We start from the raw sequence: 25,752 nt of genomic DNA, 5'->3' as shown, positions 1-25,752 counted from the left end.
TTAATGGCTCTTCGACAGACGATGAACCTGAGCCAGTCTCTGGTGATCACTCCGCAGCTGCAACAAGCAATCAAGCTTTTGCAGATGTCTCGCATGGAGTTGGAATCGGCTGTTCGCTCGGAGCTGGAAGAAAACCCGATTCTTGAGGAAGCGGAAACGCTGAAAGAAGAAGATCTACAACGCACTAAAGAAGCCGCAAGTGAAGTCGATCACGCGGAAGCTCCTGATCACAACGTTCAAGACCCGCAAAAACAAGATGAGTTTGAGTGGGAATCCTATATCGAAGCCAACCAAAAACCTCCTCAATCAGGAATGGCGGGCTCTGAAGAGATCATGAACTATGAGAATGTCATTACGGCATCTCAAACTTTGCATGATCACCTTTATTGGCAAGTAAAAATGAACGGCTTTTCTGAAGAAGAAGAAAGAGCCGCAGACGCTTTGATCGGCGCCATCGATGATGACGGTTATATCAAAGTTCCTCTCGAGCAAATTGCCGAAGAAGAAAAAGTCGATCTCGGTCTTTTGGAAGACACTTTGACCTTGATTCACGAGTTTGACCCGCCAGGCGTGGGTGCGCGTGACTTGAAAGAATGTCTTTTGATTCAAGCAAAACATCTGGAAGAAGACACTCATGATCTTGTGAATTTGATTAAAAATCATTTGAAGGATCTTGAGAAAAAGAATTACGAAGCTATTGCCAAAGCTTTGGGTCGCGATGTGGAAGACGTCGTGGAGATGTGCAAAATCATCTATGCGATGGATCCGAAACCAGGTCGTGCGTTTGTCAGCAATGACACTCACTACGTGACGCCCGATGTTTACGTTTACAAAGTCGGCGATGATTACGTCGTTTCATTGAATGAAGATGGTTTACCTCGTCTTAAGATTTCCAACTTCTATAAGAATATGTTGAAGGGCGGAAAATCCACTGGCGATAAAACTCAAGACTATATCCAGGAAAAACTGCGTTCGGCGGTGTGGTTGATTAAATCCATCCACCAAAGACAGCGTACGATCTACAAAGTGACTGAGTCGATCGTGAAACACCAGCGCGATTTCTTCGAAAAAGGTTCTGAGTATCTAAAACCGATGGTCCTGCGCGATATCGCAAACGACATCGGTATGCACGAATCGACTGTCAGCCGTGTGACGACAGCGAAATACGTGCACACTCCGCAAGGTATTTACGAACTCAAATACTTCTTTAACTCAGGGATCAGTTCTTCTGACGGGGACTCGTTGGCGAGTGAATCCGTGAAGATCAAAATCAAAGACCTTGTGGCGAAAGAAGATCCTAAGAATCCACTTTCCGATCAGAAGATTGTGGATTTGCTCAAGGTTGAGGGGATTCAGATTGCTCGTCGTACTGTGGCTAAGTATCGCGACATGTTGAAGATTCTTCCCTCTTCTCAGCGGAAGAAGTACTTCTAATTGCCTTAGGTCACCCAAGCAAACTCGTTCGCGGTTTTTCTAGGAAATAGAGTTTTTTTGTTCAGAGGAGAATCTTTGGATTTTGATGTTGGATTGTTATTTGGGTCTTTTTTAGAGACCCAATTTCTTTTTGATGGCTTCTAGGTCTTTGTTTTGTTTTTCTAACTGTTCTTTGAGTTGGCGGTTTTCTTCTTTGAGGGATGCGATTTCTCTGTCGTGGGAGTTGAGTCTTTCGTCAATCGACTTCATTTGAGCTTCGCTTTGTTTGCATAAGCCATGGAGTTCTTTGACGGCGTTGACTGTGGCCCAGTGGATAGGGTCGACGTTCAATTCTAGGTAGCCGTCTTTTCTAACTTTGACGGCGTCAGGAATTACTTTTTGCACTTCTTGGGCGATGAAACCTGTCATGTTGTGATCGGACGGTAAGCCTAAAGCATTTCCTTTTTTATAGTTATAGCGAACGGTGTGCAGCTGCAGAATTTCGTTCAATCCATATTCGTAATCGCCGTGAATATCCTTCAGTCGAATATCTGAAGCATTTGTCCATGCCGTTCCCGTACTCAAGCCCGCGTTGCCGATAACGTGCAAGTTGTAAGAAGGCGTTCCCGTGCCGATACCGACATTTCCGTTTCTATCAATTATCATTCTAGTGCTAGAGCCAGAAACCGCCGCATCTGTGGCTCCCGCGACCGAAGAAGTCACGAAATACAAACTTCCTGTTGAAGGAGTAAAACCCATGCCGCCAGCATATGCAGAGCCACCGCCGTATCCGCCGTACCTCTGAGTGCCGTTGTGGTAAGAGTTGAAATAATAAACCAAATCTCCTCCGGTATGGAAGATGTGGCCTTTATTAATCTCAAGAGGTTGTCGAGGGGTGTCCGTACCAATCCCGATATATCCATTCGCAGCCACGCGCATTTTTTCATTATTGCCAATCCAAAGACCGATTTGATTGTTCGCCATCAAATTCAGACCGCCGGTATCAGTTCCGGAAACAACAGTTGTGCGCGGTTTAAGTGCACCGGTGGCTGTGTAACCGGCACCTTGATGTGACATGTAACCATATCTTGTGCCCGTCGTTGCTGTTCCAAGTAAGAAAATAGCTCTTGAGTTTGGATCGCCATCATCGGCATTTATGAGATAACTACCAACATCTCCGTCGGCGGCACCTGAGACATGGAGATTTGTTAAAGGAGAGGTCGTGCCGATACCGATGCGCGAAGTGCTTGTCATAGTAAGAGGCACGGCATAAGAACCGTTGCCTTTGTTAAGAAAAAATTGCGCAAAGCCCGGAGTGTTGCCGGTGCTCCAATCACTTTCCGCATTGATTGATAAATACCCGGCCGTTGCATAGTCTGTCGATGTCGTTCCGTAGTAGCCGCTTCCGCCGAAGGTCGCCAGAGCATCGTTATCAAGAACAGGTGCATAAGAACCGACGGTGGCGCCACGACTTTTCAAAGACCAGTGTCCTGCGGATTGATTCGCATTTTCGAAACGAGTCGCATAGATGGAACTGCTGGCCCAATTTGTTCCAGCGACGTGCAGTCGGGCATCGGGAAGCGCGGTACCCACACCCATATATCCGTCGGCCGTGATCGTCATTCTCGTTTGCCGAGCCGTCGATCCCAGGGGCGTTGTTCCGAAATCAATCGCGGTTCCGTTCGCAGTCGCCGTAAAGTTTTCGGCGGCAAGAATTTGAATCGCGCCGGAATTCGTCGAGTAATTAGTGGCATCGTAAGCGCCAGCGCCATAAAGGCCCATCAATCTGTCGCCAGTTTGCACGGCCGTGCGTGCTGCATTTGTGCCGCGCGCTTTTGCAAAAGCGATGGTGGCGCCGCCATTATCATCAGAACTTTTTTGAATCGCGATTCCGCCATTGGCATTGCCCACCACATTCAATGGCGCCAGCGGCGTTTTTGTACCGATACCCACTTGACCGTTAGATTCGATGATCAAGTCAGGAATTTGATTCGAGTTATGTGCAAAGAAAGCAATCGGGCGAGGGGAGACACCCGCTGTGCGCGAGTACATCCAGCTCCAACCATTCGTGGTGTCGACACCAAAACTCATCCCGTTGTTAGAAGAATCTTGAAACGTCGCAATTGCAAAATCGGTTTGCACGCTGGCAGGGCCATGTACTTGAAATTGAGAAGAGGGACTTGTTGCGTTCACGCCGACTTTACCGGCGTTTGAAATAGAAACCCGCGGGGTTCCCGCAGTCTCAAGATCCAATCCGTAAGAATCATTCAGGCCAATACTGGCATTCGCACCGAAAGAGTTGCCACCATTGATGTAAGCGCCGTCTGCTCCTGTTGTCGGAAGGTCTGAAGAGGCAATTGTTCTAAATGTGGGAACGCCTCCCGCTGTGGGGGCCGCCAAAAATGTTTTCGCCGCTTTCGCCGCATAAGTGATTTGTGAATCACCAATCGCGATATTCGTGCAAATATATTTATCCGTCGCCGATTCCCAATTCAGGGTTTGCGCCGCCGTACACGTTGTCGGGAAAAACTGCGCATTGCCTGCTGCCGTCGAACGAATATCCGCAACACCAATGAATCCAGGCGCCCAATTTGTCCCATTGTATTTAAAAAGATTATTTGTTGCCGTCGGAGTCGTGCTGACAACGCCGGTACCTTGAATTTTTCCAACAAGTGTCGCGCCTGTGTTTGAAACCGTCACGTCACCCGCCGGAACAACTGCCGTTGCGACATTCGAGCCGTTACCGATCCAGATATTTCCCGAGTTCAAACTCGTGCCCAGTTTATTGTTGAAAGAGGTCCAATCCGCACTGGATAGATAACCTGCCTGTGAACCGTTGGCTTGTTGAATTCCGATATTAGGTGCAGACGCTGTTCCCGAATTCGTAATCGGAGATGTCACGGCCACACTGGTCACGCCCACGGAAGACAAGCTTGTCCAAGAAAGATTTCCTGCGCCGTCGTTCAGAAGCATTTGATTCGCGCCGCCTTGAGCCGCCGGAAATTTCAAAACGTAATTTGTTGTGACGGTACTAGGAGCTTGCAAAGTGACCGTATTCGAACCGGAGTCTTTCAAAATAACTTTGCTTAACGTCGCAGTGCCTGCGGCGAAGTTTCCGGAAGCATCTCTTTTAACAATTGTCGAAACTGTATTCGCATCGGTTGCGGCATTCGCGGCAAGCTCGGCATTATGAATATTTGCTGCCGAAGATCCGCCGACAGAATTCACTGTCGCCGCCACAGAACCTGATCCGCTTGCGGAAACGTCTCCCGTCAAAGCGGTGATGGTTCCGCCCGCATTGTTGTCGTTCGCGGGGGCCCAACTCGTGCCGTTAAATTTCAATGTCTGCCCACTTGTCGGAGCCGTTGAAAAATCAAGAGCCACGCCTTTGATTTTATCGACACTCACGGCACCAATCGTCCCGCTAACGTCTCCAGCGACACTGACATTAATGGCCATACACTTAAAGCTATTCGTCGCTGCTTCCCAATACATCGTTTGATGTTGGGCACAGTTCGCACTTGCAACGGCATTACTGAAATAAGACTGCGTAACATAACCGCTTAAAGCCGCCGCTAGTCCCGAAACGTCAGACGTCGTGATAACCGTGGGAATCCATTGCGAACCGTTGTATTTAAAATACTCGCCACTATTCGGAGCCGTTGTCGAAACGGTGACACCTTGAATTTTCGCGACCTTCGGATTTGGGTACGTGTTGCTAAGATCACCACCCGCAGTTCCCGTTGGAGTTCTCGCATCTGAAAGACGGGGATCATCACCCGCAGCAACAGTGTTCGCGGTTGAACCGACATTCAAAGTCAGTTGCGGAGTTGACGTGCCATTAATAATCGTCAGGTAAGAATTTGCAGAGGTCACATCCGTAACTGTACCGCCACTGGCTCCCGCTACGGCAGCACAGCTTAACGCCGAGCCATTCCAGGAAAGAAATGTCCCGGCGCCACAAGTGGGAATTCCCGCTTTCAGCAAAAAGTCCGAAGCGCTGTTCGTTCCCAGTTTTGTTGCCGAGTAAGAATAACCAGCGTAAGGCACTGAACGAATTTCTGAATCGGGAGAAATCACTTTCCAGCCGGAACCATCATGAAACTGCACGCGCAGCTTGCGAATATCATCAAAGCCGGGAGTAAAAGTCGAACCGCCATCACAGTTGAGCGTTCCTGCATTCACAAACGAATCGAGCAGTTTGAATCCCGCGGCGGCAGGATAACTCTTAGAGCCGCTGCCGATAGCGACATCGAAAACGCCTCCGGAGTTGGTCATGTTAATGCCATTCACTTGTTCGCGATAGAGAACGCAAAGACCATCGGGACTTGTGACTTCAAAACTGAAACTGACGTTATTGTACTCGAGGGGAGTTCCATCGACTTTTAAAATACGTCCCTGATAGGTCAAAGAATTCGGGCCGGCGAAAGACAGCAGAGGAAGTATTAAAATGAGAAGCAACGTTCCGGTAAGTTTCATAAGTAACTTATCGGCGTGATTTTCATCAGGTTTTAACAATAATTAGTAATTTTCTCTCATATATAATGTGTCGTTTAGAGATCCGAAAATTCTACCCAGGCTTGATTGGTAATTGCCCTGACGCCCCAGTAATGTTGCCAGTGAAAAGTCCAGTTCTGGGATAAACGTCCTGAGTAAGACTTCGCCTATTCATCGCGGGGCCGGAGTTGCTTTACTGACTCTGGATTTTCCCAATAAGATGGGGGAGCGAGGAGTTTTGCATGAATTTGAAAAGTTTGATTCGCGACGTTCCTAATTTTCCTAAAGAAGGTATTTTGTTTCGTGATATGTCTCCGCTTCTGCAGAATCCCGAAGCGATGAATTTCGTATCTCAGAACCTTGTGAAAAAAGTGAACTTGAATCAAATCGATTATTTTGCGGGCATTGAATCCCGCGGATTCATTCTTGCTTCGCACATGGCTGCCACTCATAAAAAAGGTTTTCTTCCGATTCGCAAGGCAGGGAAGCTGCCGCCTCCGACGAAAAAAATTTCTTATGCGCTCGAGTACGGCACGGCGGAAATCGAACTGCCGTTGGGAAAAGGCAACATTATGATCGTCGATGACGTTTTGGCGACGGGCGGTACATTGCAGGCCGCTATTGATTTGAGCCAATCCGCAGGTTACAACGTCGCTTCGGTGGCGGTTCTTGTGAATCTCACTTTTTTAAATCAGATGAAATTTAATAACGAAGAGGTATTTTCCCTTGTTCAATATTAATGATGTCGCGCTGATGATGGCTCTTCCAGGAGAGTCGCAAGGCCTTTTTGAAAAAGAAAATATTCCCGTCGTTTATTCCGGAATCGGAAAAGTGAATGCCGCGCTTTCGGCGATGGACACAATTCACAGAACGAAATGCAAAGTGCTTATTAATCTGGGCACTGCGGGAAGTTCGAAATTCCAAACTCATGATCTTGTTGAGGTCGCAAGCTTCGTGCAAAGAGACATGGATATTTCTCCTCTGGGGTTTAAGATCGGCGAGACTCCCTATGATCCTCTTCCGGGAGCAATTGAACTGATTCCCTATTTCCCTGAACTTTCAAAAGGAATTTGCGGAACGGGCGATAGTTTCGAAACGGGTAAAACAAAAATTCCCTGCGACCTTGTCGATATGGAAGGTTATGCTCTTGCGAAAGTGTGTCGTAAAATGGGTGTGCAGTTGATTTCACTAAAGTACATCACGGACGGCGCGGATCACAACGCGCATAACGATTGGGAAGCCAATCTTCTTAAAGGCGCGCATCGACTTCTTGAATATTATAAGAAGATGGTGACTACTTAACCCACAATTCCACTTTGGGAACGCCCACGTTGGCGCCAGCCATGTCTTCACACGCAGGCAATCCTGCTGGCGTTCCCCATGCAACGTAGGACCCGATAGCAAAGAACCAATTCGAGTGATTCACGGAACCGTCAGATAGAACGGACGTAGTGTCACTATTAAATTCGAGTCCACCCCAATAGTTCGAAGAACAACCGATAGAAACGGCCGTGTACCCTGCAACAGCTTGTGAAGTGAAGTTGCTTGTTTGAGTCCAGATGTTTTTCGGCGTGTAGCCCGGCCAGTTGATACGCAATTCAAATTTTCCAGAGCGACGGAAGCTTTCAAGCTTATTTAAAATCGAATACTTCGATGCTGTCGGATAGTACGGATTCACCGAACGAGCCTCGGTGCCATTTGCAAAGTATCCTCCTGCAATATCGTGAGCGAAGATTCGCGTCCAGCCTCCGCCATCAGAACTCATGTCACAGTAGACGGGAAAAGGAGGATTGTTATTTCCAGAGCCATCCGTATCGATATAGTAAATGCCATCTCCATAAGCGTAACCTGCATCCAAAATCGCCTTACATGAAGCATACACTTGCGGAGGATCAATTTCTTTTACCCAAAGATTCACCTCGGAAACGCCCCCAGAAGAGAGTGTTCCTGATGAAGGAATTCCCGCCGGAGTGCCGTAGGCAACCAAAGATCCCACGGCAAACCACCAGTTGCCTGATTCAACGGAACCGTCCAGCAGGGAGTTGTTATTATTAACCGGACCATGCGTGCCGTTACCGTATTCAAGTCCACCCCAAAAGTTCGTGTTCAGATCAATCGTGTGCGGATAATAACCGCCGACATCCACGTCCGTCGTTGGGTTCGTCGCTTGATACCAGATATTTCTTTGTGTGTATCCCGGCCACGTCAGACGGAAAAAGAATTTTCCATGCGTGCGGAAATTTTCTAACTTATTCAGAATCGAATACTTGGCATTCGTTGGATCGGCGAGATTCGAGGACAGAGCCGCTGCAAAGTCGGCAAAATATCCTCCCGAAATATTGTGTCTGAAGACCCGAGTCCAACCGCCACCATCGGTCGTCATGTCGCAGTAAGCTTGAAAAGGGGCATTGCCGCCGGGTCCGTCGGGATCAATCGTATAGAGTCCATCCGTTGTCGCACCCGCAAGTTTTTTATGTTCGTAACAATTCGCATACGTGTCGTACTCACGCACGAAGTACCAACCATTACCTCCGGCCGCTCCCGCAGAGGCATCCGCATCTGTTGCAAACGCTTTCGTCGTGCCCGTCCAGTAAGCACCGTTAACGTAACCGCCTGCAGAGGTTTCTCCGCCACCAAAGAAAGAGCCTGTCCAACAAGAAAGATACCAGAAAGGGCTATTGCTATAGCTCGTTCCGCAAATCGTGCCGGCGATAGTGACATTTGTATCAACGGAGGTCATAGCTCTGTTGTTATGATAAGCATAAACTCCCGGCGCCACCGTGCCCGTAATATGGGAGAGATTCGAAAGATTGATCGTGTACTGCCGGAACGGATCGAACTTTTCCAACGCGAGCTTCGCGGCTTGCGCTACGGCTTTCCCATAATCCGTTCGCCACTCATACAGGAAGTCCATATACTTGCGTTGATTGGCGATGTTATTCCATTGGTTCAAACTAACGAAATAGTTGAACTGCTCTTTATTACTAGTGACTGATGTGCAGTTCGCGCCACTGGCCGAAGTGCTTCCGTTTGCGACGGAACAACGAGGCAGAGACGCCGTCGTCACATCGTAAAAACTCATATTAGTGAAAGGCTTATTTGTACCGCCGCGAGTATTACTCCACACCAGCGTCCACCCACCACCGTCCGTCGTCATGTCACAGTAAGTGACGTAGGGAACGTTGGCACCGGCGCCATCGGGATCTATATAGTACATGCCGCTGCCGGTCCAAGCTCCGCCATTGTCTTTGATCTCTTTGCACGAGCGGCAATCTTTTGTTTGCACGGCAGCCGGTTTATTAGAAAGAAATGTCGTCCATCCCGTTAAATTCAGAGTCGGAACAAAGTAGTCTTTCGTTGCATGAGTGTTGGTAAGAAGCTTACAGCTGCTATGGACGGGAATACTCATCGAGGTGCCGTGCAGAAGTTTGAACCCTTCGGAAGCCGTATTAATAGCTTCCGCCGATACTGCCAGCAATAAAAAGAAGACCGTAAGCATGAGACGTTCCGTTGTGTTTCTTTTCACAGAATCTTTATCGGAATTTATCGCAGAAAAATGAGCTTATTGTTCTGTAATGGCACAGAGGCCGCCTCATCTTTCGTCGGGAAATTTCCGATAAGAAATTTATGAAAAAGGCATATCATTTTGCGACAGTTTTCACAGCAGGCGTGGGTTTGGCTTTAGGTTTTTGGGCGCATCCATTTGGTTCCGGAAAGAAAGTGGACACCCAAGAGCTTGAAAGAATATATCAAAAGACAAAACTTTATTTTCATGCGGGAAACTTTGAGGGTGCTGCGGATCTTGCAAGAAAAGCACCCAAGAATTTGCCGCCTCATTATGCCGATCTTCGTGAATTACAAAAGCAGGCGGAAGCCGAGATTAAAAAGTACAAAAAGCAAATTCAAGAAGGTTCATTAACACCGACCCCGGTCGACCGTTTGCCCGCGGCCCTTCGCGATTCTTATTTCGACGCAACTATTGAAGCGGAAAAAGGGGATTGTCGCCGGGCGTACGAATCCATGGCGCCCGTCAGCAAGTACCTTAAAAATCGAGAAGACCTCGAAATATTTAAGGCCTGCCAATTAACCAAAAATAAATCCAAATGAGTCTCAAAATAGAGCTCATCTTTGGTCGAGCTCCACCGATAAGGAATTAAGGGCTGAATCAGCAGCCAAAGGAGAAAAAATGAAACTCAACTATACCTTTAAGCACCTCGATCACTCCGATTCACTTGTTACTTATACGGAAGAAAAGATCTCGGAGATTTCGAAGTTCCTGCTTAGAGATGGGTACGGCAGCGTCTATTTCAGCAAACAGAAAAATGAGTTCTGTGTTGAGGTCTCCGTGAATACTCGAGAGAAATATTTTAAAGCGACCGCTTTTTCGCCGGATGTTTACGGCGCGGTGGATGCCGTTGCTGAAAAATTGGAAAAACAATTTCTCAAGATCAGCAAGCAGTACAAGAACCATAAAAGACCTGAACTCACAAAAGAAGGAAAATTGGATCAAGCAATGCGCTGGCGAAAAGCTGCTTGATCTCTGGATAGGAATAGTCGATATATAAGATACACAGAAGGTGGTTTGTTTAGGCAAACCGCCTTTTTTATTGTGCTTAATTTTGGAACGTATGCGGAACCACGAAGAACATCTCCATTGGGCAAGTTTTCTTTTTTCATCTTCTATTAAAGAGGACGATCTCACTCGTCTTTACAAATACCGGCTGCTCATTCTCATTACAGTCATTACGGGACTGCTGATGTGGACGTACAGTTTTGTTTCGCTGTTTTTTGTGACCGGCGGAACGTTGGCGACGATTGGTTTTACATGTTCGATCGTTCATGCGCTTTCGCCCGTGGTTTACAAACTCACGCGTTCCATGAAAGCGGCCGCATACAATATGGTTGTTGCGGGAATGATCTTTCAGTTCTCTTTTGCATTTTATACGGGCGGCTTTTACTCGCCGACACTCATTTGGTTTGCGGTTCTTCCGATGATCGTGGGGCTGTTGACGAATAGAACGCATGCCATTGCTTGGACTTTCATTTCCGTTTCCGGCTATGTGCTCATGTTTTTCCTTCAGAATGCAGGCGTAATTCCCGAGTCCACGCTCTCGGATTTGGGCAGAAATCTGACTCAATTTATGATTGGCCTGGGACTGATCAGCCTCATAGGAGGTTTTACAGTCTTTTTCCTTGAGCTGGCTTATTTTTACCACCACAAACCCAAGGATTCTTGACCCTCTATTGCTCATTTGATAGGTTGGCCGCTCGCTAAATGCGAAGGGCATTTAGGATGGCTTAAGGTATAATCGAAGACCTTGGGCCGAGCTCATTAACACCTTTCCTAATGAGGAACGAAAGCAGTGAAAAACTACCTTTTTACGAGCGAATCTGTATCTGAAGGTCATCCCGACAAAATGGCGGACCAAATCTCTGATGGCATTTTGGATGCTATCTTGGCGCAAGATCCAAAGGGTCGCGTTGCCTGTGAGACGATGCTGACGACAGGTCTTGTTGTTGTTGCTGGTGAGATCACAACTTCTGCAAAAGTAAACTTCTCTGAAGTCGCTCGTGATGTTGTAAAGCGTATTGGTTATGACCACTCTGACAAAGGTTTCGACTACAAAACTTGCGGCGTTATGATCGCAGTCGGTCAGCAATCACCTGATATCGCGGTGGGCGTGAAAGAAACTCTTTCTGATGACCAGGGCGCCGGCGACCAAGGTTTGATGTTCGGTTACGCGGTCAATGAAACCCCAGAGTTGATGCCTTTAAGTATCGCGATGTCGCACAAGCTTGTGAAAGATCTTGCGACTCTTCGTAAAGCCAACAAAGTAGACTGGCTCCGTCCCGATGCAAAATCACAAGTGACTGTGCAATACGAAAACGGCATTGCAAAACGTATTGATGCGGTTGTTATTTCCACTCAGCACTCTGACAGCGTATCGAATGCGACGATTAAAGAATTCATTACGGAAGAGCTGATCAAAAAATCCATCCCAGGAAACTGGATTGATGCGAAAACAAAGTTCTTCATCAACCCAACAGGTCGCTTCGTCACGGGCGGCCCTATGGGCGACGCCGGTTTGACGGGTCGTAAGATCATCGTTGATACTTACGGCGGTCACGGAGCTCACGGTGGTGGCGCTTTCTCTGGTAAAGATCCTTCGAAAGTGGATCGCTCTGCGGCTTACGCATCCCGTCATATTGCTAAGAACATCGTGGGAGCCGGCTTGGCTGAAAGATGTTTGGTGCAAGTGGCTTATGCGATTGGCGTGGCAGAACCTGTGAGCATCACGGTGAATGACTACGGCACAAGCAAAGTAGGTCCTGAAGTTCTTGAAAAAGCAGTTCGTCAGGTCTTCGACTTGCGTCCGGCGCGTATTACGAAAGACCTCGATCTTTTGCGCCCGATTTACAGCCCGACGGCTGCTTACGGTCACTTTGGCCGTAACGAAGAGTCTTTCTCTTGGGAAAAACTCAACAAAGTCGACCAGCTTAAAGACGCTGTTAAGACTTTGGCATAAATTTAGGCAAAACCTTAAGCATTGCGCCGAGTTGTCTCTAGCAACTCGGCGCTTCTTTTATATAATGGGCGGCACGGAAAAAGAGGCCTATGGATCCAAAGTTTATTAGAAACTTCTCAATTATTGCTCATATCGACCACGGTAAATCGACTTTGGCGGACGGACTGCTTTCCGCAACCGGGGCTCTTTCAGATCGTGAAAAGAAAGATCAGTTCCTTGATAACATGGAGCTGGAGCGTGAACGTGGAATCACGATCAAGGCGCAGACGGTGTGCTTGGATTTTAAATCCAAAGACGGCAACATGTACCAAATCAACTTGATCGATACCCCGGGGCACGTGGATTTTTCTTACGAAGTTTCTCGTTCTTTGGCGGCGTGTGAAGGCGCGATTCTTGTTGTCGATGCGGCTCAAGGGGTTGAGGCGCAAACTTTGGCCAACGTCTATCTTGCGATTGAAAACAATCTTGAGATCATTCCTGTTTTGAACAAAATCGATCTTCCTTCTGCAGATCCAGAAGGTGTCGCGAAACAAATCGAAGACACAGTGGGTTTGGACTGCACAGGTATCATTCACGCGTCGGCAAAAGAAAAAATCGGCATCACGGATATTCTTGAGGCCATTGTTGAAAAAGTTCCGCCGCCAAAGGCAGACCGCAGTCTGACTCCGCGTGCGCTTATTTTTGACTCTTGGTTTGACGCTTATCAAGGCGTTGTGGTTCTTGTGCGCGTGATGGATGGTGTGATTAAAAAAGGCGACAAAATCAAGTTCATGGCAACAGACCGTGACTATGAAGTTTTGCGCATGGGTAAATACAAACCATTCCCGGCGATGCAAGAGACTCTTGAGGCCGGTGAAGTGGGTTTCATCATTTGCGGTATTAAAGACATTCGCGACGTGCAAGTGGGTGACACTGTGACGTCGGCGAAACATCCTGCCGTGGAGCCTCTAGCAGGTTTCCAAAGAATCAAGCCGATGGTTTTCGCGGGGATCTTCCCGGTGGTTGCGTCTGAATACGAGAATCTGAAAGACGCTTTGGACAAGCTTTGTCTGAACGACTCTTCTTTGACTTTTGAAATCGAGAAGTCAGCGGCCTTGGGCTTTGGTTATCGTTGCGGTTTCTTGGGCCTTCTGCACATGGAGATCGTGCAAGAGCGTTTGGAGCGTGAATTCAATCTCGACTTGATCACAACAGCGCCAACGGTTGTTTATAGAATCACGAAAACAGACGGCACTGAGATCATGCTCGAAAATCCTTCGGGCATGCCGGCAGAAACGCAAATTACAAAGTTTGAAGAGCCTTACGTGAAGGTGACTTTGCATACTCCGACCGATTATATCGGCGGCATCCTTAAGCTTTGTGAAGACAAGCGTGGTATTCAGCTGAAAATGGAATACGTGACCGACAAAAAAGTCATCATTGAGTACAAGTTGCCAATGAATGAAATGGTCATGGATTTCTATGACCGCTTGAAGTCGATCTCTAAGGGCTATGCCTCTTTGGAATATGAATTCATCGGTTTCGAAGAATCGGATCTTGTAAAACTGGATATTTTGATCAACGGCGAGCCGATTGATGCCCTTTCTTTGATCGTCCATAGATCGAAAGCGCAAAATCGCGGACGTGCGTTGGCAGAAAAGATGAAAGAGCTTATCCCTCGCCAACAATACCAAGTGGCAATTCAGGCCGCGATCGGTGCTAAGATTATCGCGCGTGAGACATTGGGTGCGATAAGAAAAGACGTGACCGCGAAGTGTTATGGTGGTGATATTTCTCGTAAGCGTAAGCTTTTAGAGAAGCAAAAAGAGGGTAAAAAGCGCATGAAGGCGATCGGCCATGTCGAAGTGCCTCAGGAAGCCTTTTTAGCAATCCTGAAAGTGGAAGATTAGGAAAAAGGCACCAGGTACCTTTTTCCATGTGGAGGACGCAGCATGAGTAACGACAAAAAGAATGGCTGGAACTGGAGAACGAAGCACTTTTGGACCGAAGGATGGGGTTCCCTGTTTTTGGCGGTGTTCATCGCTCTTTTCATCCGCTGGGGTTTTATCGAAGCTTACGTGATTCCTTCCGGATCGATGCTTCCTTCTTTGTTGATTCATGATCACATTTTTGTGAACAAATTAACCTACGGTTTGCGCGTTCCATTCAGCGAAAACTGGTTGGTGAAATTCAATGAACCTAAGCGCGGCGAAGTGATCGTTTTCAAATATCCTAAAGACATGAGCACGTTCTTCATTAAGCGTATCGTGGGTGAGTCCGGCGACAAGATTTACTATGAAAACGGAACTCTTTACATCAACGACAAAGCTGTTGATAAGAAAGTTCCTGCCAACATGGATGATTTCGCGTGGTTGCGCGATGCGGATTTTCAAAGGGACGGCAACATCAACGACAACAAAGAAAACTATGTTGAATTCACAGAAGAGCTTCCTGGCGGAAAAAATCACGCCATTCTTCTGCGTAAAGGCGACATCTACGAAACCTACGGACCGGTGGTTGTTCCTGACGATCATCTTTTCGTGATGGGTGACAACCGTATGAATTCTTCCGACGGCCGTGTTTGGGGATTCTTGCCAAAACAAAACATCTTGGGCCGTGCGATGTTTGTGTGGTTGAGCTGTGAAGAAACTGTTCCTGCATTGCCATTCCTGTGCAATCCATTAACGATCCGTTGGGGACGTTTCTTCCATTCAGTTAATTAATGAATGAAAATCAGGAAACTCGCAGCTTAAAAGGAACGTGGAATCAGGCGATTCTAACGTTCCTTTTTCCCATTCTGCTGGTGATGGGCGTACGTTGGGCTCTGTTTGAACCCTTTGTTATTCCCTCGGGAAGTATGATTCCCAATCTTCTTATTCATGATCACGTTATCGTAAAAAAATTCTCGTACGGTTTGCATGTTCCCTTTGGCAACAAGTGGCTTTTGCAATGGCAAACGCCGGAAAGAGGCGAAGTCGTCGTTTTTAAGTATCCGGAAAATCCCGACGTCTATTACATCAAGAGATTGATCGGGCTTCCCGGTGACACAGTGGAAGTGAAAGCGGGCCGTGTGACGGTCAATGGAAAAAAGTGGGAATTACAATCCTTTGAAAATCCCGCGAATGAAAAAGGTTTTAACTACTTCACGGAAAATAACGGACAACGTTCTTATGTCGTGCGCTTTCTTTCTGACGAAAACAGCGGTGAAGTCGAAGCTTTCAAAGTTCCTGAAGGTCAGTACTTCTTCATGGGTGACAACCGCGATCAATCGAGTGACTCGCGTTATTGGGGTTTCGTAAAAAATGATTACCTTGTCGGAAGAGCATGGATCATCTGGCTTTCGTGTAACAGCACTTTGCCGACGATGACGTTTGTCTGCGACCCTTCACAGATCCGCTTCAATCGTTTGTTTCAATCGTTGCAATAATATTCTCTGTCGAATTTATCTTTCCTTCTTTGCAAACTTCATCCTAAACTTAGTATATGAATCGTTGGCGGGAATATTTCACAACTCTTGTTTTGGCAGTGCTTTTTGCTCTGTTTGTGCGAAATTTTCTTGTCACCGCTTATAAAGTTCCGACAGGCTCCATGCAGCCAACGTTGAAACCTGGCGACTTCATCTTTTCCTCGCGTATTTCCTATGGTTTTCCTCTGCCATTTTCACAAAAAAAAGCAGCGGCTTCGATGCCTGAAAGAGGTGACGTTGTTGTTTTCAGTTATCCCAATCAGCCTTCTGTCATTTACGTAAAAAGAGTCGTGGGTTTGCCCGGCGATCGCGTGCAAATTATCAAAGGTCGTTTGTTTTTAAACGAAGAGCCTTTGCAGTACGAGAAAATGGCCAACAACAGCGACAACCCGAATCCGGAGCTTTTCGACATTTTTGAAGAGTCTACGCCGGAATCGAAATGGCGCGTGATCTTCCAAAAAAATCCTGAAGATAAAGATTTCGGTCCGTTAGTGGTTCCTCCTGGGGAGGTGTTTCTTCTTGGGGACAATCGTGACGCAAGTGACGACTCGCGCTATTGGGGAACGGTTCCGATGGCTCAAGTGGTAGGCCGGGTCGTTTTAATTTGGCTTTCGCTCGACTGGCAAAAGAAATGGGGCGGAGGTCAGTATCCTTCAGTGCGTTGGAACCGAGTTTTTTCTCCGGTGTATTGACATCATGCCTCTCGAGCCATAGGCTTGGGTTCTAGATGTTATCTAGGCAAAACAAATCTCTTCTTAATCTTAGTTCCATTGAAAAAAACAAAATCGACTTTCTATTCTCTGTGGCAGACGATATCGCTGCTAAAAAGTCGTTGGACTATGAGGGCTTCGGAAAAACCGGAGCCCTTTTGTTTTTTGAGGCTAGTACAAGAACTCGCCTCAGCTTTGAAACAGCCTGTGCACGTTTGGGAATTTACTCACTTCTCATAGAGGGAAAAACCGGAACAAGCCTTGAAAAGGGCGAAACACTTGAAGACACTGTTCTGAACGTGGCCGCGATGAATCCGGAATTTTTGGTCATTCGCTGTGGCGACGGTCTGGATTTGGCGTCGTTGTCTGCACAAGTAAAAATGCCGATTCTGAATGCCGGCTGGGGGAAGCGGGGTCATCCGACACAAGCTCTTTTAGATGCCTACACGATCCGCAAACATTTGGGAAAGTGCGAGGGGCAGCGAGTGCTTATCGTTGGAGATATTCGTCACAGTCGCGTGGCCGCTTCGCACTTTGAGTTGGCGAAAAAACTGGGCTACGAAGTGGCTCTGTGTGGACCGCGAGGATTTTTGCCAGAGACAGCCGACATGAAAATTTTCTCTTCTTTGCAAGAGGGATTATCTTGGGCAACGGTCGCGATGGCTTTGCGTGTACAGCTCGAGCGCCATGAGCATCAAGTTTCATTGGCGGACTATCGCGACAAATATGGATTTACGAAAAAGAACTTAGCGGCGTTAGCACCGCAATCTTTGATTCTGCATCCCGGGCCTATCAATCAAGGCACGGAACTGGATGCGGAGATTTTGCAGGATCCGCGCTGCCAAGTTTTGGATCAAGTTTCTAATGGAGTGCTTATCCGTCAAAGTTTGATTTATACGACGGTCACAGAGGGGAAGTCATGAAGGGTTTTCTTGTGCTAGAGACAGGTGAAGTGTATGCGGGCCTTTGGCAAGGCGGTGAAGATCGCATTGGTGAAGTGGTCTTCAATACTTCGCACTCTGGCTACGAAGAGATCGCGACCGACCCGTCTTATTTTAAACAGATTGTCGTGATGACTGCGCCGATGCAGGGAAATTACGGCATCGAAGACGCCGTGTGGGAATCCCGCCGTCTATGGATTGAAGGTTTCATCTGTCTTGAAATTCAGGATACGGAACGCGATCAAGCTTGGAAAAAGCGTCTTACAGAAAACAAAATTCCGCTTGTAACTGAAATCGATACACGCTCTTTAGTATTGCGCTTGCGTAAAGGGACTCCGTGGGGAGCTCTTGTGAATGCGGCGGATGAAGCCGAGGCCCGCAAGAAGGCGGCAGCTTTGTTATCTCAAAAAAACAATCTGGAAATGGATTGGGTTTACCTGACTTCGCGCAAAGAAGGAGAAGTCCGCCGTGGTGAAAACATGGTTGGTCCTCGTATCGCAGTTCTTGATTTTGGCTGTAAAGAAAACATTCTGCGTGAGCTCGAAAAACGTTGTTCAGAAATTAAAATTTTTAACAGCCGTTCCAGTGTTCAAGACATTCTTGAGTACAATCCCGACGGGATCATGTTGACGAACGGTCCCGGCGATCCTGCCGACGTCAAAGTCGCCACCGGAACCGTCCGTGAGCTTTTGGGCGTAAAACCCATCTTTGGAATTTGTATGGGGCACCAAATCCTCGGGCTCGCATTAGGTGCGAAGACATACAAATTAAAGTTTGGCCACCGTGGCAGTAACCACCCAATTCGCGACACCCTGCTTAATCAGATTTACGTAAGTAGCCAAAACCATGGATATGCTGTGGAAGCGGGCAGTTTGCCTGCCGACGCGACGGTAACGCACACAAATTTAAATGATGGCACTGTGGCAGGTTTTTATAGTGAAAAGAGGAAGTATTTAGGAATACAATATCATCCGGAAAGTTGCCCAGGCCCGCATGAAGCGCAAGGGCTGTTTAGTTATTTTATTGAGCGGATGATATGAACGAATACGAAAAACTCATAGAAAAAATTCTTAATCACTTTGTCAGTGACGCGTTCAAAGACGAATTGGTCATGGCCAAAAAAGAGTTCTTTGAAAATGCCGGGACCTTGGATGAAAACTCCGAGCATTATGAATCCCGCATGGCGCAGTTTTATGACTGGTATTTTTTCACGCGTGAGTTGAAGGGTTTTGGACAAACGCCTTTGGATGCATGTCTTTTGGTGCGCGAATTGCGTTTCTCTGACGAAGAATTGAAAACTCTCGAAGTTTTAAAGCAGCACCGCCATTCCATTTTTGAATTCATTAAAATTAAAAACGGCGACGTTTATATTAAAGACCTTCTTGCGAACAAAAAACTGATCGTGAAGCAATCGTCTTATGTTTTTGGTTTTGATCCCGATGAACTTTTTGAAGTGCGCTTGATTCCGCACGGGGACTCTTATGTCTTCACGCGGGGTTTCTGTTTCCATCCCGAAAGCGCGAAAAAGTTTATTTTGAGCGAAGTGAAACGCCATCGTAAAGACCCGGATTTGGATCCGGATCTTTTGATGCTTCGTTTGATTAAAATGCGTTACAAGTTTGAGCAGTATAAACATGTAAAGCCCGAAATGATTTATTCAAATGAGGGCAAGCTAGGTATCTAAAATTAGGAGGAAAGAGTGCCGCGAACGTCCAGTATTAAACGGGTATTAATTATTGGATCTGGACCTATCGTAATCGGGCAAGCATGTGAGTTTGATTACTCCGGCACTCAAGCCTGTAAAGCTCTAATGAAAGAGGGATTGGAAGTTATTCTCGTCAACTCCAATCCGGCGACGATCATGACCGATCCTGAAATCGCCACTCGCGTGTACGTGGAGCCTCTCAAGGTCGACTATCTTGAAAAAATCATTGAAAAAGAAAAGCCCGATGCTGTGATCCCGACTCTGGGGGGACAGACCGCGCTGAACTTAGCGCTCGATCTTCATGCGAAAGGCATTTTGCAAAAACATAAGGTGCAATTGCTGGGCGCAACGCCGACCGTTATCAAAGCGGGGGAAGATCGCGAAATCTTCCGTGGCATCCTCGATAAAATCGGTGCGCGCTATCCGAAAAGTCATTTGGTTCGTACTTATGAACACGGTCTGCAAGTGGCTGATGAACTCGGTTATCCGTTGATCCTTCGTCCAAATTACACCTTGGGCGGCGGTGGAGGAGGCATTGCGTACTCTCCTGAAGAGTACAAGAAGATGCTTGTGGGGGCTTTACACGAAAGTCCGACATCGGAAGTTCTTGTGGAAGAAAGTATCCTTGGCTGGAAAGAGTTCGAGCTTGAGGTCATGCGCGATCACAAAGGCACTTTTGTGGTTGTGTGCTCGATCGAAAATCTGGATCCTTGCGGCGTTCACACGGGGGACAGTATCACAGTGGCGCCTCAGCAAACTTTGAGTGATCGTGAATATCAATTCATGCGCGACGAGGCCTGCAAGATCATCAATGAAGTCGGAATTCAAACGGGCGGTGCGAACATTCAATTTGCCGTTCATCCAACGACACGTGAGCGTGTTGTCATCGAAATGAATCCGCGGGTGAGCCGTTCGTCTGCATTGGCAAGTAAAGCTACGGGATTCCCCATTGCGAAGATCGCCGCGTTGTTGGCAATCGGCTATAGTCTTGATGAACTTCAAAACGACATCACAAAAGTCACTCCGTCTTGTTACGAGCCGGCACTTGATTATGTTGTGACGAAGATCCCGCGTTTTGCCTTCGAAAAATTCCCGGGTTCCAAAGACTCTTTGACGACGCAAATGAAGAGTGTCGGCGAAGTCATGGGAATTGGCCGGACTTTGCAAGAGTCTTTGATGAAGGCTTTGGCGAGTTTGGAAAAAGATCCACAGGCTATTTCGGAAGTGGAACTTGAGACCGGAAAAATTTCTTATCCGAACAGTCAGCGTATTTATCATCTCTTCCAGGCTTTCCGAGACGGAAAAACCGTGGCGGAAATCGAGGAGCTCACGCGTATCAATCCTTATTTCCTTGAACACATTGAAGCGCTCATTAAATTTGAAACAAAATTTAAGAAAGAATTCTCTGAAAATAATGCCGAACTTTTGTTGGCAGCAAAACGCAAGGGATTTACGGATGCGCGCCTTGCGGCTCTTGTCGGCAAAACAGAAAAAGAGATTTGTGGTTTGCGCGAAAAGCTTCAGGTTTTCCCGCGCTATCAACAAGTCGATACCTGTGCCGGAGAGTTCGAGTCTTCCACACCTTATTTCTACTCGTCTTATTGGCCGACACAATCAGCGACGGTCAATGCTCCTAATGCAGTAGTCATCATCGGAAGCGGACCGAACCGTATTGGACAAGGTATCGAATTCGATTACAGCTGTGTGCGCGGAGTGAAAGCTTTCCAAAAAAGCGGTAGCAAAGTGATTATGGTGAACTCGAATCCTGAAACGGTTTCGACGGACTATGACACCTCCGATGTTCTTTTCTTTGAGCCTTTGACTTCGGAAAGTTTGATAGAAATTATGCGTTTTATGAAGCCGCAGGGTTTCGTGGCACAGTTGGGTGGGCAAACTCCGATCAACGTGGCGCCGGACTTGGTGAAGGCGGGCTTCAAACTTCTCGGCTCTTCGCTTGAAACTATCGACCTCGCGGAAGACCGCGGCCTCTTCTCGAAAATCTGCCGCGAATTGAATTTTGCGATTCCGAACTCAGCGATGGCCGGTTCATTGATGGAGGCTCTTCAGTACGAAGCACAAGTCGGTTATCCGATGATCTGCCGTCCAAGCTATGTTCTTGGCGGTCGCCGTATGGAAGTGATCGAAAATCGCGACGAGTTGCTTTCCTACTTCCAAAGACACGCGGACTATATTGCCCCTGACAAACCTTGTTTGATGGATCAATTTCTTGCCGGAGCTCTCGAGGTCGATGTGGACCTCGTTCGGGGCGAAGACTGGACAGTGATCGGCGGCGTGGTTGAGCATATTGAGGCTGCCGGTGTTCATTCCGGGGATTCCATGGGGGTTTTGCCTCCGCATCGTTTGAAGCCTGAAACCTGCGTACGCATCGAAGAACTGTCGCAACGTCTTGCGGACCGTATCGGTGTCATCGGTCACTTAAACTTGCAGTTGGCTGTCAAAAACGACGTCGTTTACATGCTGGAAGCCAACCCGCGCAGCTCACGCTCTGTACCTTTTGTCGCCAAAGCCACGAACATTCCGCTCATCGATTTGGGTGTGGCTGCGATGTTGGGCAAAAAGAAAAAAGATCTGAAGCTTGATAACCTTCAATGGAGAAACACAAAGTCCGTTTCCGTTAAAGGTGTTGTGTTCCCATTTAAAAAATTCTCAGAGTCCGATTCAATCTTGGGGCCCGAGATGAAATCAACCGGCGAAAGCATGGGCCGAGGAAAAGATTATTCCGAAGCTCTGTCGAAAGCTTTTCTTGCAAGTAACATAAGACTTCCAAAGATCGGGCAAGTTTTCTTCTCTTTGCGCGATAAAGACAAAGAAACGATGTTACCACTCGCGCGCGAGTTGCAAAGAATGGGATACGGAGTGTCGGCGACAACCGGGACGGCGTCGTTCTTTAATGAGCGTGGTGTGAACTGTCTGTCGCTAAGAAAAGTCGATGAAGGACGTCCGCACTGTGTGGATAAAATTCGTTCGGGTGAAGTGGCTTTTGTCATCAACACGACATCAGGTCGACGCGCCATCGAAGCGAGCTTCGACATTCGTCGAGCTTGCACGGACTACAATATTCCATGCATCACCGAAAGTGACGCGGCCGAAGCCTTTATTCTTGCTTTGAAAAACCAAAGAAATGAGTCATCATCAGTCGAGGCTCTGGGGGCCATGGAGGAATTTTGAAAAAACTCATTCTAGGACTGATCACTCTTCTTGTTTTTTCAACGACACAAGCTGCTGATTCAAATGGTACGGAGGCGACTCCTCCGACCATTACAATCGGGGTCATTCCTGGGGGTAATCCCGAGAACTTGCGAGAGCAAGGTCTCGCTTTAGCAAAAGAACTGCAAAGCAAACTCAACATTCCCGTCAATATTTATATTTCAAAAAACTATGCTGGTCTGATTGAGGCGATGAAAACAAAGAAGGTGGATTTCGCTTTCTTCTCTTCTTTGACTTATGTGTTTGCGGAACAACAGGCAAACGCGAAGGTCTTGTTGAAAAAAGTATGGCACGAACCTTACTATTATTCAGCAATCATCACGCCTAAAAATTCAGGCATTAAAAAACTCAAAGATTTAAAGGGAAAACGAATTGCGTTTGTCGATGATAAATCCTCTTCGGGCTATCTTTATCCGCAAGTGGCTTTGCAAAAACTAGGTCTTTCTGACAAAGCTTTTAAAGAAGTGGCTTTTACCGGAAACCACCAGGCGTCGATTCAATTTTTAGAAGCAAAAAAGGTGGACGCAGCGGCGGTATTTAGTGACGACGAAAAAGGCGAGCAGGGTGCCTGGATTAAATTCGCGACGGACAAAAAAATGAAATACCGCATTCTTTGGATGAGTGCGCCTATTCCCAACGACCCTTTCTGTGTTCGTCAGGATTTCTACGATCTTTATCCGAAGACAACGCATACTTTGATGTTTGCTTTGATTGATATTCTTGAGCAGGAACAAAATAAGAACACTTACTCTGAAATTTTAGGCTCTCGCGACTTGATGCCTGCCACTTCTAAACAGTATGATCCTGTGAGGGAGATGGTGAAGGCTCTGAATTTGGAGCTGAAGCCTTAGGTTTCATGGCCGTATTAACAGTCGAAAAACTCAACAAAACCTTTAAAGGGGGTCTTTTTGAAAAAGACCGCCATGTGTTGCGTGATGTGACCTTTGCGCTACCCGAGGGCGAAACGACAGGATTTGTCGGAAGTAACGGCGCGGGAAAAACAACGACTATTAAGTGTATTTTCGATTTCATTCGTCCTGATAGCGGGCGGATTCATTTCTTTGGAAAACCTTTAGACAGCGAAAGTAAAACACGGATTGGCTATCTTCCTGAGCGTCCTTACCTCTATGAATTTTTAACGGGCATGGAGTTTTTACGCCTGCATTGGAATCTTTGCTACGGTTCGTCTTTGAAAGACTTTTATGAGCGAGCCCAAGAGGCTCTTCGCAAAGTGGATTTGCTGGAAGCCAAGGACCGCCGCTTAAGAACTTATTCCAAAGGTATGTTGCAAAGAGTGGGTATTGCGCAAGCAATTCTGACGCGTCCTGATCTTTTGATTCTTGATGAGCCGATGTCGGGGTTAGATCCCGATGGGCGCGCTTTGGTGAAAGATATTCTGCGTGAAGAACAAAAACGGGGCGTGAGCCTCTTCTTTAGCTCCCATCTTTTGCAAGATATGGAAGAGCTTTGTTCGCATCTCGTCGTAATCAACCGTGGGCAAATTCTTTATGACGGTGTTTTGAGCTCGTTTATGGCGGAATTCCAAAGTTTAGAGCGGGCCTTCTCAGTTCTTAAAGGACGGGAGGAATCGCATGGCTAAGGTGTGGGCTTTGGCGCGAACAACATTGCGAGAGATGTTGCGTGAACGTATGTTTCTTGTGGTCGTAATGATCGCGATCGCTCTTTTGGGCCTAAGTTTTCTTTTGGGAGCCTTGTCTTTCGCTGAACAAAGAAAAATTCTAACTGATTTTGGTTTCTTGGCGATTCAAGTGGCGGTCCTCGGTGTTTCCTTATTCTCCGGGGCCTACCTTCTTGCGAAGGAAATTGAAAAACAAACGTGCCTTTTGATTCTTTCCCGTCCCGTGAGCCGAGAGCAATTTATCCTCGGAAAGATTTTCGGTGTACTGGCTTTGAACACTTTATTGCTCGCGTCTTTGGCGATTTTATTATGGGTTTTACTGGGGCTTTGGAAAGAATCTCAGCTCTGGCTCTCTTTTTTCGAGATTTGCCTCAGTTTGTGGTTTGAGAGCGCCATCATCCTTTGTTGGGTGATCTGCTTTAGTTTGATCGTGAGACCTGTTTTGGCTCTGGGCGCAGGCTTTATGGTATTTCTTTTGGGACATTGGCTGGGCGACCTCGCTTTCTTTGCAGAGAAAAGCAAAGAAGCTGTTTTTATCAAGGCTGTTGAGATCTTTCACTGGGTCACTCCGAATTTCTATCGCATGAATTGGAAGTCGGCTTATTTCTTGGAAAATGGAATTCCGGCGGAAAATATCGGTTGGATGTTGGCTCACATGGTAGGTTGGGGATTGCTTTTGATCCTTTTGACCCAGTTTTTCTTTAGGAGAAAAGACATTGTTTGATTTGGATACTTTCTTTTACGGCCTTTTCTTCGCTCTTGGCGCCATTTTCGGAAGCTTCGGGAACGTTATTATATATAGATTGCCTCGTGAAGAGAGCGTCGTAAAACCGCGCAGCTATTGTTACAGCTGTAAGACGCCAATCAAATGGTACGACAATATTCCTATTTTTAGCTGGTTCATTTTACGTGGGAAATGCCGCAACTGTGGCGCGAAATTTTCTTTTCGCTATCCGTTGGTTGAAATTCTAACGGGAGTCCTTTTTGCTTTGAGCTACCACTATGCCGGGATCTCTTGGACACTTCTGGAATACTTGCTTTTCGTTTTCGGTTTGGTTGTTTGCACCTTTATCGATCTCGATCACATGATCTTGCCGGATGAGTTCACGCTTTCGGGAATCGTGATTGGTTTGATCGGAGCCGCCCTCAATCCGCAAAGAGAATTCTTGGATTCTCTCTTTGGAGTTTTGATGGGGGGCGGGTTTCTTTGGGGGATGGCTTACGTTTACTACCTTCTCACGAAGAACGAAGGAATGGGCGGTGGAGATATCAAACTCCTTGCCTGGATCGGCGCCGTTTTGGGATGGAAGGCGATTCCATTTGTCATCATGTCCTCAGCAGTGATCGGATCCGTGGTTGGTTTGATCGCGGCTCGCAAGCAAAAAGAAGGTTTGAAAACGATGATCCCCTTCGGTCCTTACCTTGCTTTGGGCGCTGTCTTGTATCTTTTTGGTGGTGAGACGATTGCGCTTTGGTATCTGGACCTGTTCCTTCCGGGTCTGAGTTAATTCAGAAATTGCTAGTCAAAGGTCCTGTAAATACCTTGAAACTTGCAGGACTATGGTTGGGCACAGGCCAGACCCTTTATGTAGCTTGGAATAAGCTAGACCCTTATTTGACATTCACAGAGCAAGCAGAAATAATTTT

Annotated in this window: 21 protein-coding genes; 19 read left to right on the top strand and 2 right to left on the bottom strand. The window is 47.1% G+C overall.

Annotated features, from left to right (window positions below):
• The first annotated feature begins 3 nt into the window (after positions 1 to 3).
• A complete protein-coding gene (rpoN, locus tag QJS83_RS06125; RefSeq protein ID WP_284608266.1) occupies positions 4 to 1,434 on the top strand; it encodes an RNA polymerase factor sigma-54 in 1,431 nt (476 codons plus the stop codon).
• Between the two features lie 111 nt (positions 1,435 to 1,545).
• On the opposite strand, the gene QJS83_RS06120 is transcribed toward rpoN, so the two are convergent.
• Positions 1,546 to 5,892, bottom strand: coding sequence for a tail fiber domain-containing protein (locus tag QJS83_RS06120; RefSeq protein ID WP_284608265.1), 4,347 nt, complete (start codon positions 5,890 to 5,892; stop codon positions 1,546 to 1,548).
• 260 nt (positions 5,893 to 6,152) lie between these two features.
• On the opposite strand from QJS83_RS06120, the gene QJS83_RS06115 reads away from it, so the two are divergent.
• Together QJS83_RS06115 and QJS83_RS06110 are read left to right on the top strand one after the other, a co-directional pair.
• The gene (locus QJS83_RS06115) at positions 6,153 to 6,650 is read left to right on the top strand and encodes an adenine phosphoribosyltransferase (protein ID WP_284608264.1); all 498 of its coding nucleotides are present in this window, start codon (positions 6,153 to 6,155) and stop codon (positions 6,648 to 6,650) included.
• A 13-nt stretch (positions 6,651 to 6,663) separates the two neighbouring features.
• Complete coding sequence (locus QJS83_RS06110) at positions 6,664 to 7,212, top strand: 5'-methylthioadenosine/S-adenosylhomocysteine nucleosidase family protein (RefSeq protein ID WP_374030206.1); 549 nt, start codon at positions 6,664 to 6,666, stop codon at positions 7,210 to 7,212.
• Here the strand turns inward: QJS83_RS06110 and QJS83_RS06105 are convergent.
• Positions 7,205 to 9,436, bottom strand: coding sequence for a fibrinogen-like YCDxxxxGGGW domain-containing protein (locus QJS83_RS06105; RefSeq protein WP_284608262.1), 2,232 nt, complete (start codon positions 9,434 to 9,436; stop codon positions 7,205 to 7,207). The two genes, QJS83_RS06110 and QJS83_RS06105, sit on opposite strands and share 8 nt — an antisense overlap.
• A gap of 101 nt (positions 9,437 to 9,537) precedes the next feature.
• On the opposite strand from QJS83_RS06105, the gene QJS83_RS06100 reads away from it, so the two are divergent.
• From QJS83_RS06100 to QJS83_RS06025, 16 genes are all read left to right on the top strand, one after another.
• A complete protein-coding gene (locus tag QJS83_RS06100) occupies positions 9,538 to 10,017 on the top strand; it encodes a hypothetical protein (RefSeq protein WP_284608261.1) in 480 nt (159 codons plus the stop codon).
• A 79-nt stretch (positions 10,018 to 10,096) separates the two neighbouring features.
• Complete coding sequence (gene hpf, locus QJS83_RS06095; protein WP_284608260.1) at positions 10,097 to 10,447, top strand: ribosome hibernation-promoting factor, HPF/YfiA family; 351 nt, start codon at positions 10,097 to 10,099, stop codon at positions 10,445 to 10,447.
• Positions 10,448 to 10,538: 91 nt separating this feature from the next.
• Complete coding sequence (locus QJS83_RS06090) at positions 10,539 to 11,147, top strand: hypothetical protein (RefSeq protein ID WP_284608259.1); 609 nt, start codon at positions 10,539 to 10,541, stop codon at positions 11,145 to 11,147.
• A gap of 126 nt (positions 11,148 to 11,273) precedes the next feature.
• A complete protein-coding gene (gene metK / locus QJS83_RS06085; protein ID WP_284608258.1) occupies positions 11,274 to 12,437 on the top strand; it encodes a methionine adenosyltransferase in 1,164 nt (387 codons plus the stop codon).
• An 89-nt stretch (positions 12,438 to 12,526) separates the two neighbouring features.
• Positions 12,527 to 14,326 (top strand): translation elongation factor 4, encoded by a 1,800-nt coding sequence (gene lepA, locus QJS83_RS06080; protein ID WP_284608257.1) that lies wholly within the window; start codon positions 12,527 to 12,529, stop codon positions 14,324 to 14,326.
• A 42-nt stretch (positions 14,327 to 14,368) separates the two neighbouring features.
• Positions 14,369 to 15,139, top strand: a complete 771-nt coding sequence (gene lepB / locus QJS83_RS06075; protein WP_284608256.1) for a signal peptidase I — start codon at positions 14,369 to 14,371, stop codon at positions 15,137 to 15,139.
• A complete protein-coding gene (gene lepB / locus QJS83_RS06070; protein WP_284608255.1) occupies positions 15,139 to 15,843 on the top strand; it encodes a signal peptidase I in 705 nt (234 codons plus the stop codon). Before lepB (QJS83_RS06075) ends, lepB (QJS83_RS06070) begins: the two co-directional genes overlap by 1 nt.
• 56 nt (positions 15,844 to 15,899) lie before the next feature.
• Positions 15,900 to 16,574, top strand: coding sequence for a signal peptidase I (lepB, locus tag QJS83_RS06065; protein ID WP_284608254.1), 675 nt, complete (start codon positions 15,900 to 15,902; stop codon positions 16,572 to 16,574).
• 35 nt (positions 16,575 to 16,609) lie between these two features.
• On the top strand, positions 16,610 to 17,515 hold the full coding sequence (locus QJS83_RS06060) for an aspartate carbamoyltransferase catalytic subunit (protein ID WP_284608253.1): 906 nt from the start codon (positions 16,610 to 16,612) through the stop codon (positions 17,513 to 17,515).
• Positions 17,512 to 18,573: a glutamine-hydrolyzing carbamoyl-phosphate synthase small subunit gene (gene carA, locus QJS83_RS06055; RefSeq protein WP_284608252.1), complete on the top strand. Its 1,062-nt coding sequence runs from the start codon at positions 17,512 to 17,514 to the stop codon at positions 18,571 to 18,573. The genes QJS83_RS06060 and carA overlap by 4 nt, the downstream gene beginning before the upstream one ends.
• Entirely contained in the window at positions 18,570 to 19,217 is a 648-nt protein-coding gene (locus QJS83_RS06050) for a DUF7986 domain-containing protein (RefSeq protein WP_284608251.1), read from the top strand. The genes carA and QJS83_RS06050 overlap by 4 nt, the downstream gene beginning before the upstream one ends.
• A 15-nt stretch (positions 19,218 to 19,232) precedes the next feature.
• Positions 19,233 to 22,427 (top strand): carbamoyl-phosphate synthase large subunit, encoded by a 3,195-nt coding sequence (gene carB / locus QJS83_RS06045; RefSeq protein ID WP_284608250.1) that lies wholly within the window; start codon positions 19,233 to 19,235, stop codon positions 22,425 to 22,427.
• Positions 22,424 to 23,317: a substrate-binding domain-containing protein gene (locus QJS83_RS06040; protein ID WP_284608249.1), complete on the top strand. Its 894-nt coding sequence runs from the start codon at positions 22,424 to 22,426 to the stop codon at positions 23,315 to 23,317. The genes carB and QJS83_RS06040 overlap by 4 nt, the downstream gene beginning before the upstream one ends.
• 5 nt (positions 23,318 to 23,322) lie before the next feature.
• Positions 23,323 to 24,066 carry an ABC transporter ATP-binding protein gene (locus QJS83_RS06035; protein WP_284608248.1) on the top strand — a complete coding sequence of 248 codons (744 nt, stop codon included), beginning with the start codon at positions 23,323 to 23,325 and terminating at the stop codon, positions 24,064 to 24,066.
• Positions 24,059 to 24,829 carry an ABC transporter permease gene (locus tag QJS83_RS06030; RefSeq protein ID WP_284608247.1) on the top strand — a complete coding sequence of 257 codons (771 nt, stop codon included), beginning with the start codon at positions 24,059 to 24,061 and terminating at the stop codon, positions 24,827 to 24,829. Before QJS83_RS06035 ends, QJS83_RS06030 begins: the two co-directional genes overlap by 8 nt.
• Positions 24,822 to 25,613 (top strand): prepilin peptidase, encoded by a 792-nt coding sequence (locus QJS83_RS06025; protein WP_284608246.1) that lies wholly within the window; start codon positions 24,822 to 24,824, stop codon positions 25,611 to 25,613. Before QJS83_RS06030 ends, QJS83_RS06025 begins: the two co-directional genes overlap by 8 nt.
• The last annotated feature ends 139 nt before the right edge of the window (positions 25,614 to 25,752 follow it).

The organism is Bdellovibrio sp. 22V (genome assembly GCF_030169785.1).
In the GTDB taxonomy this organism is placed as follows: Bacteria; Bdellovibrionota; Bdellovibrionia; order Bdellovibrionales; family Bdellovibrionaceae; genus Bdellovibrio.
This window is presented reverse-complemented; position numbering and strand designations above follow the sequence as displayed.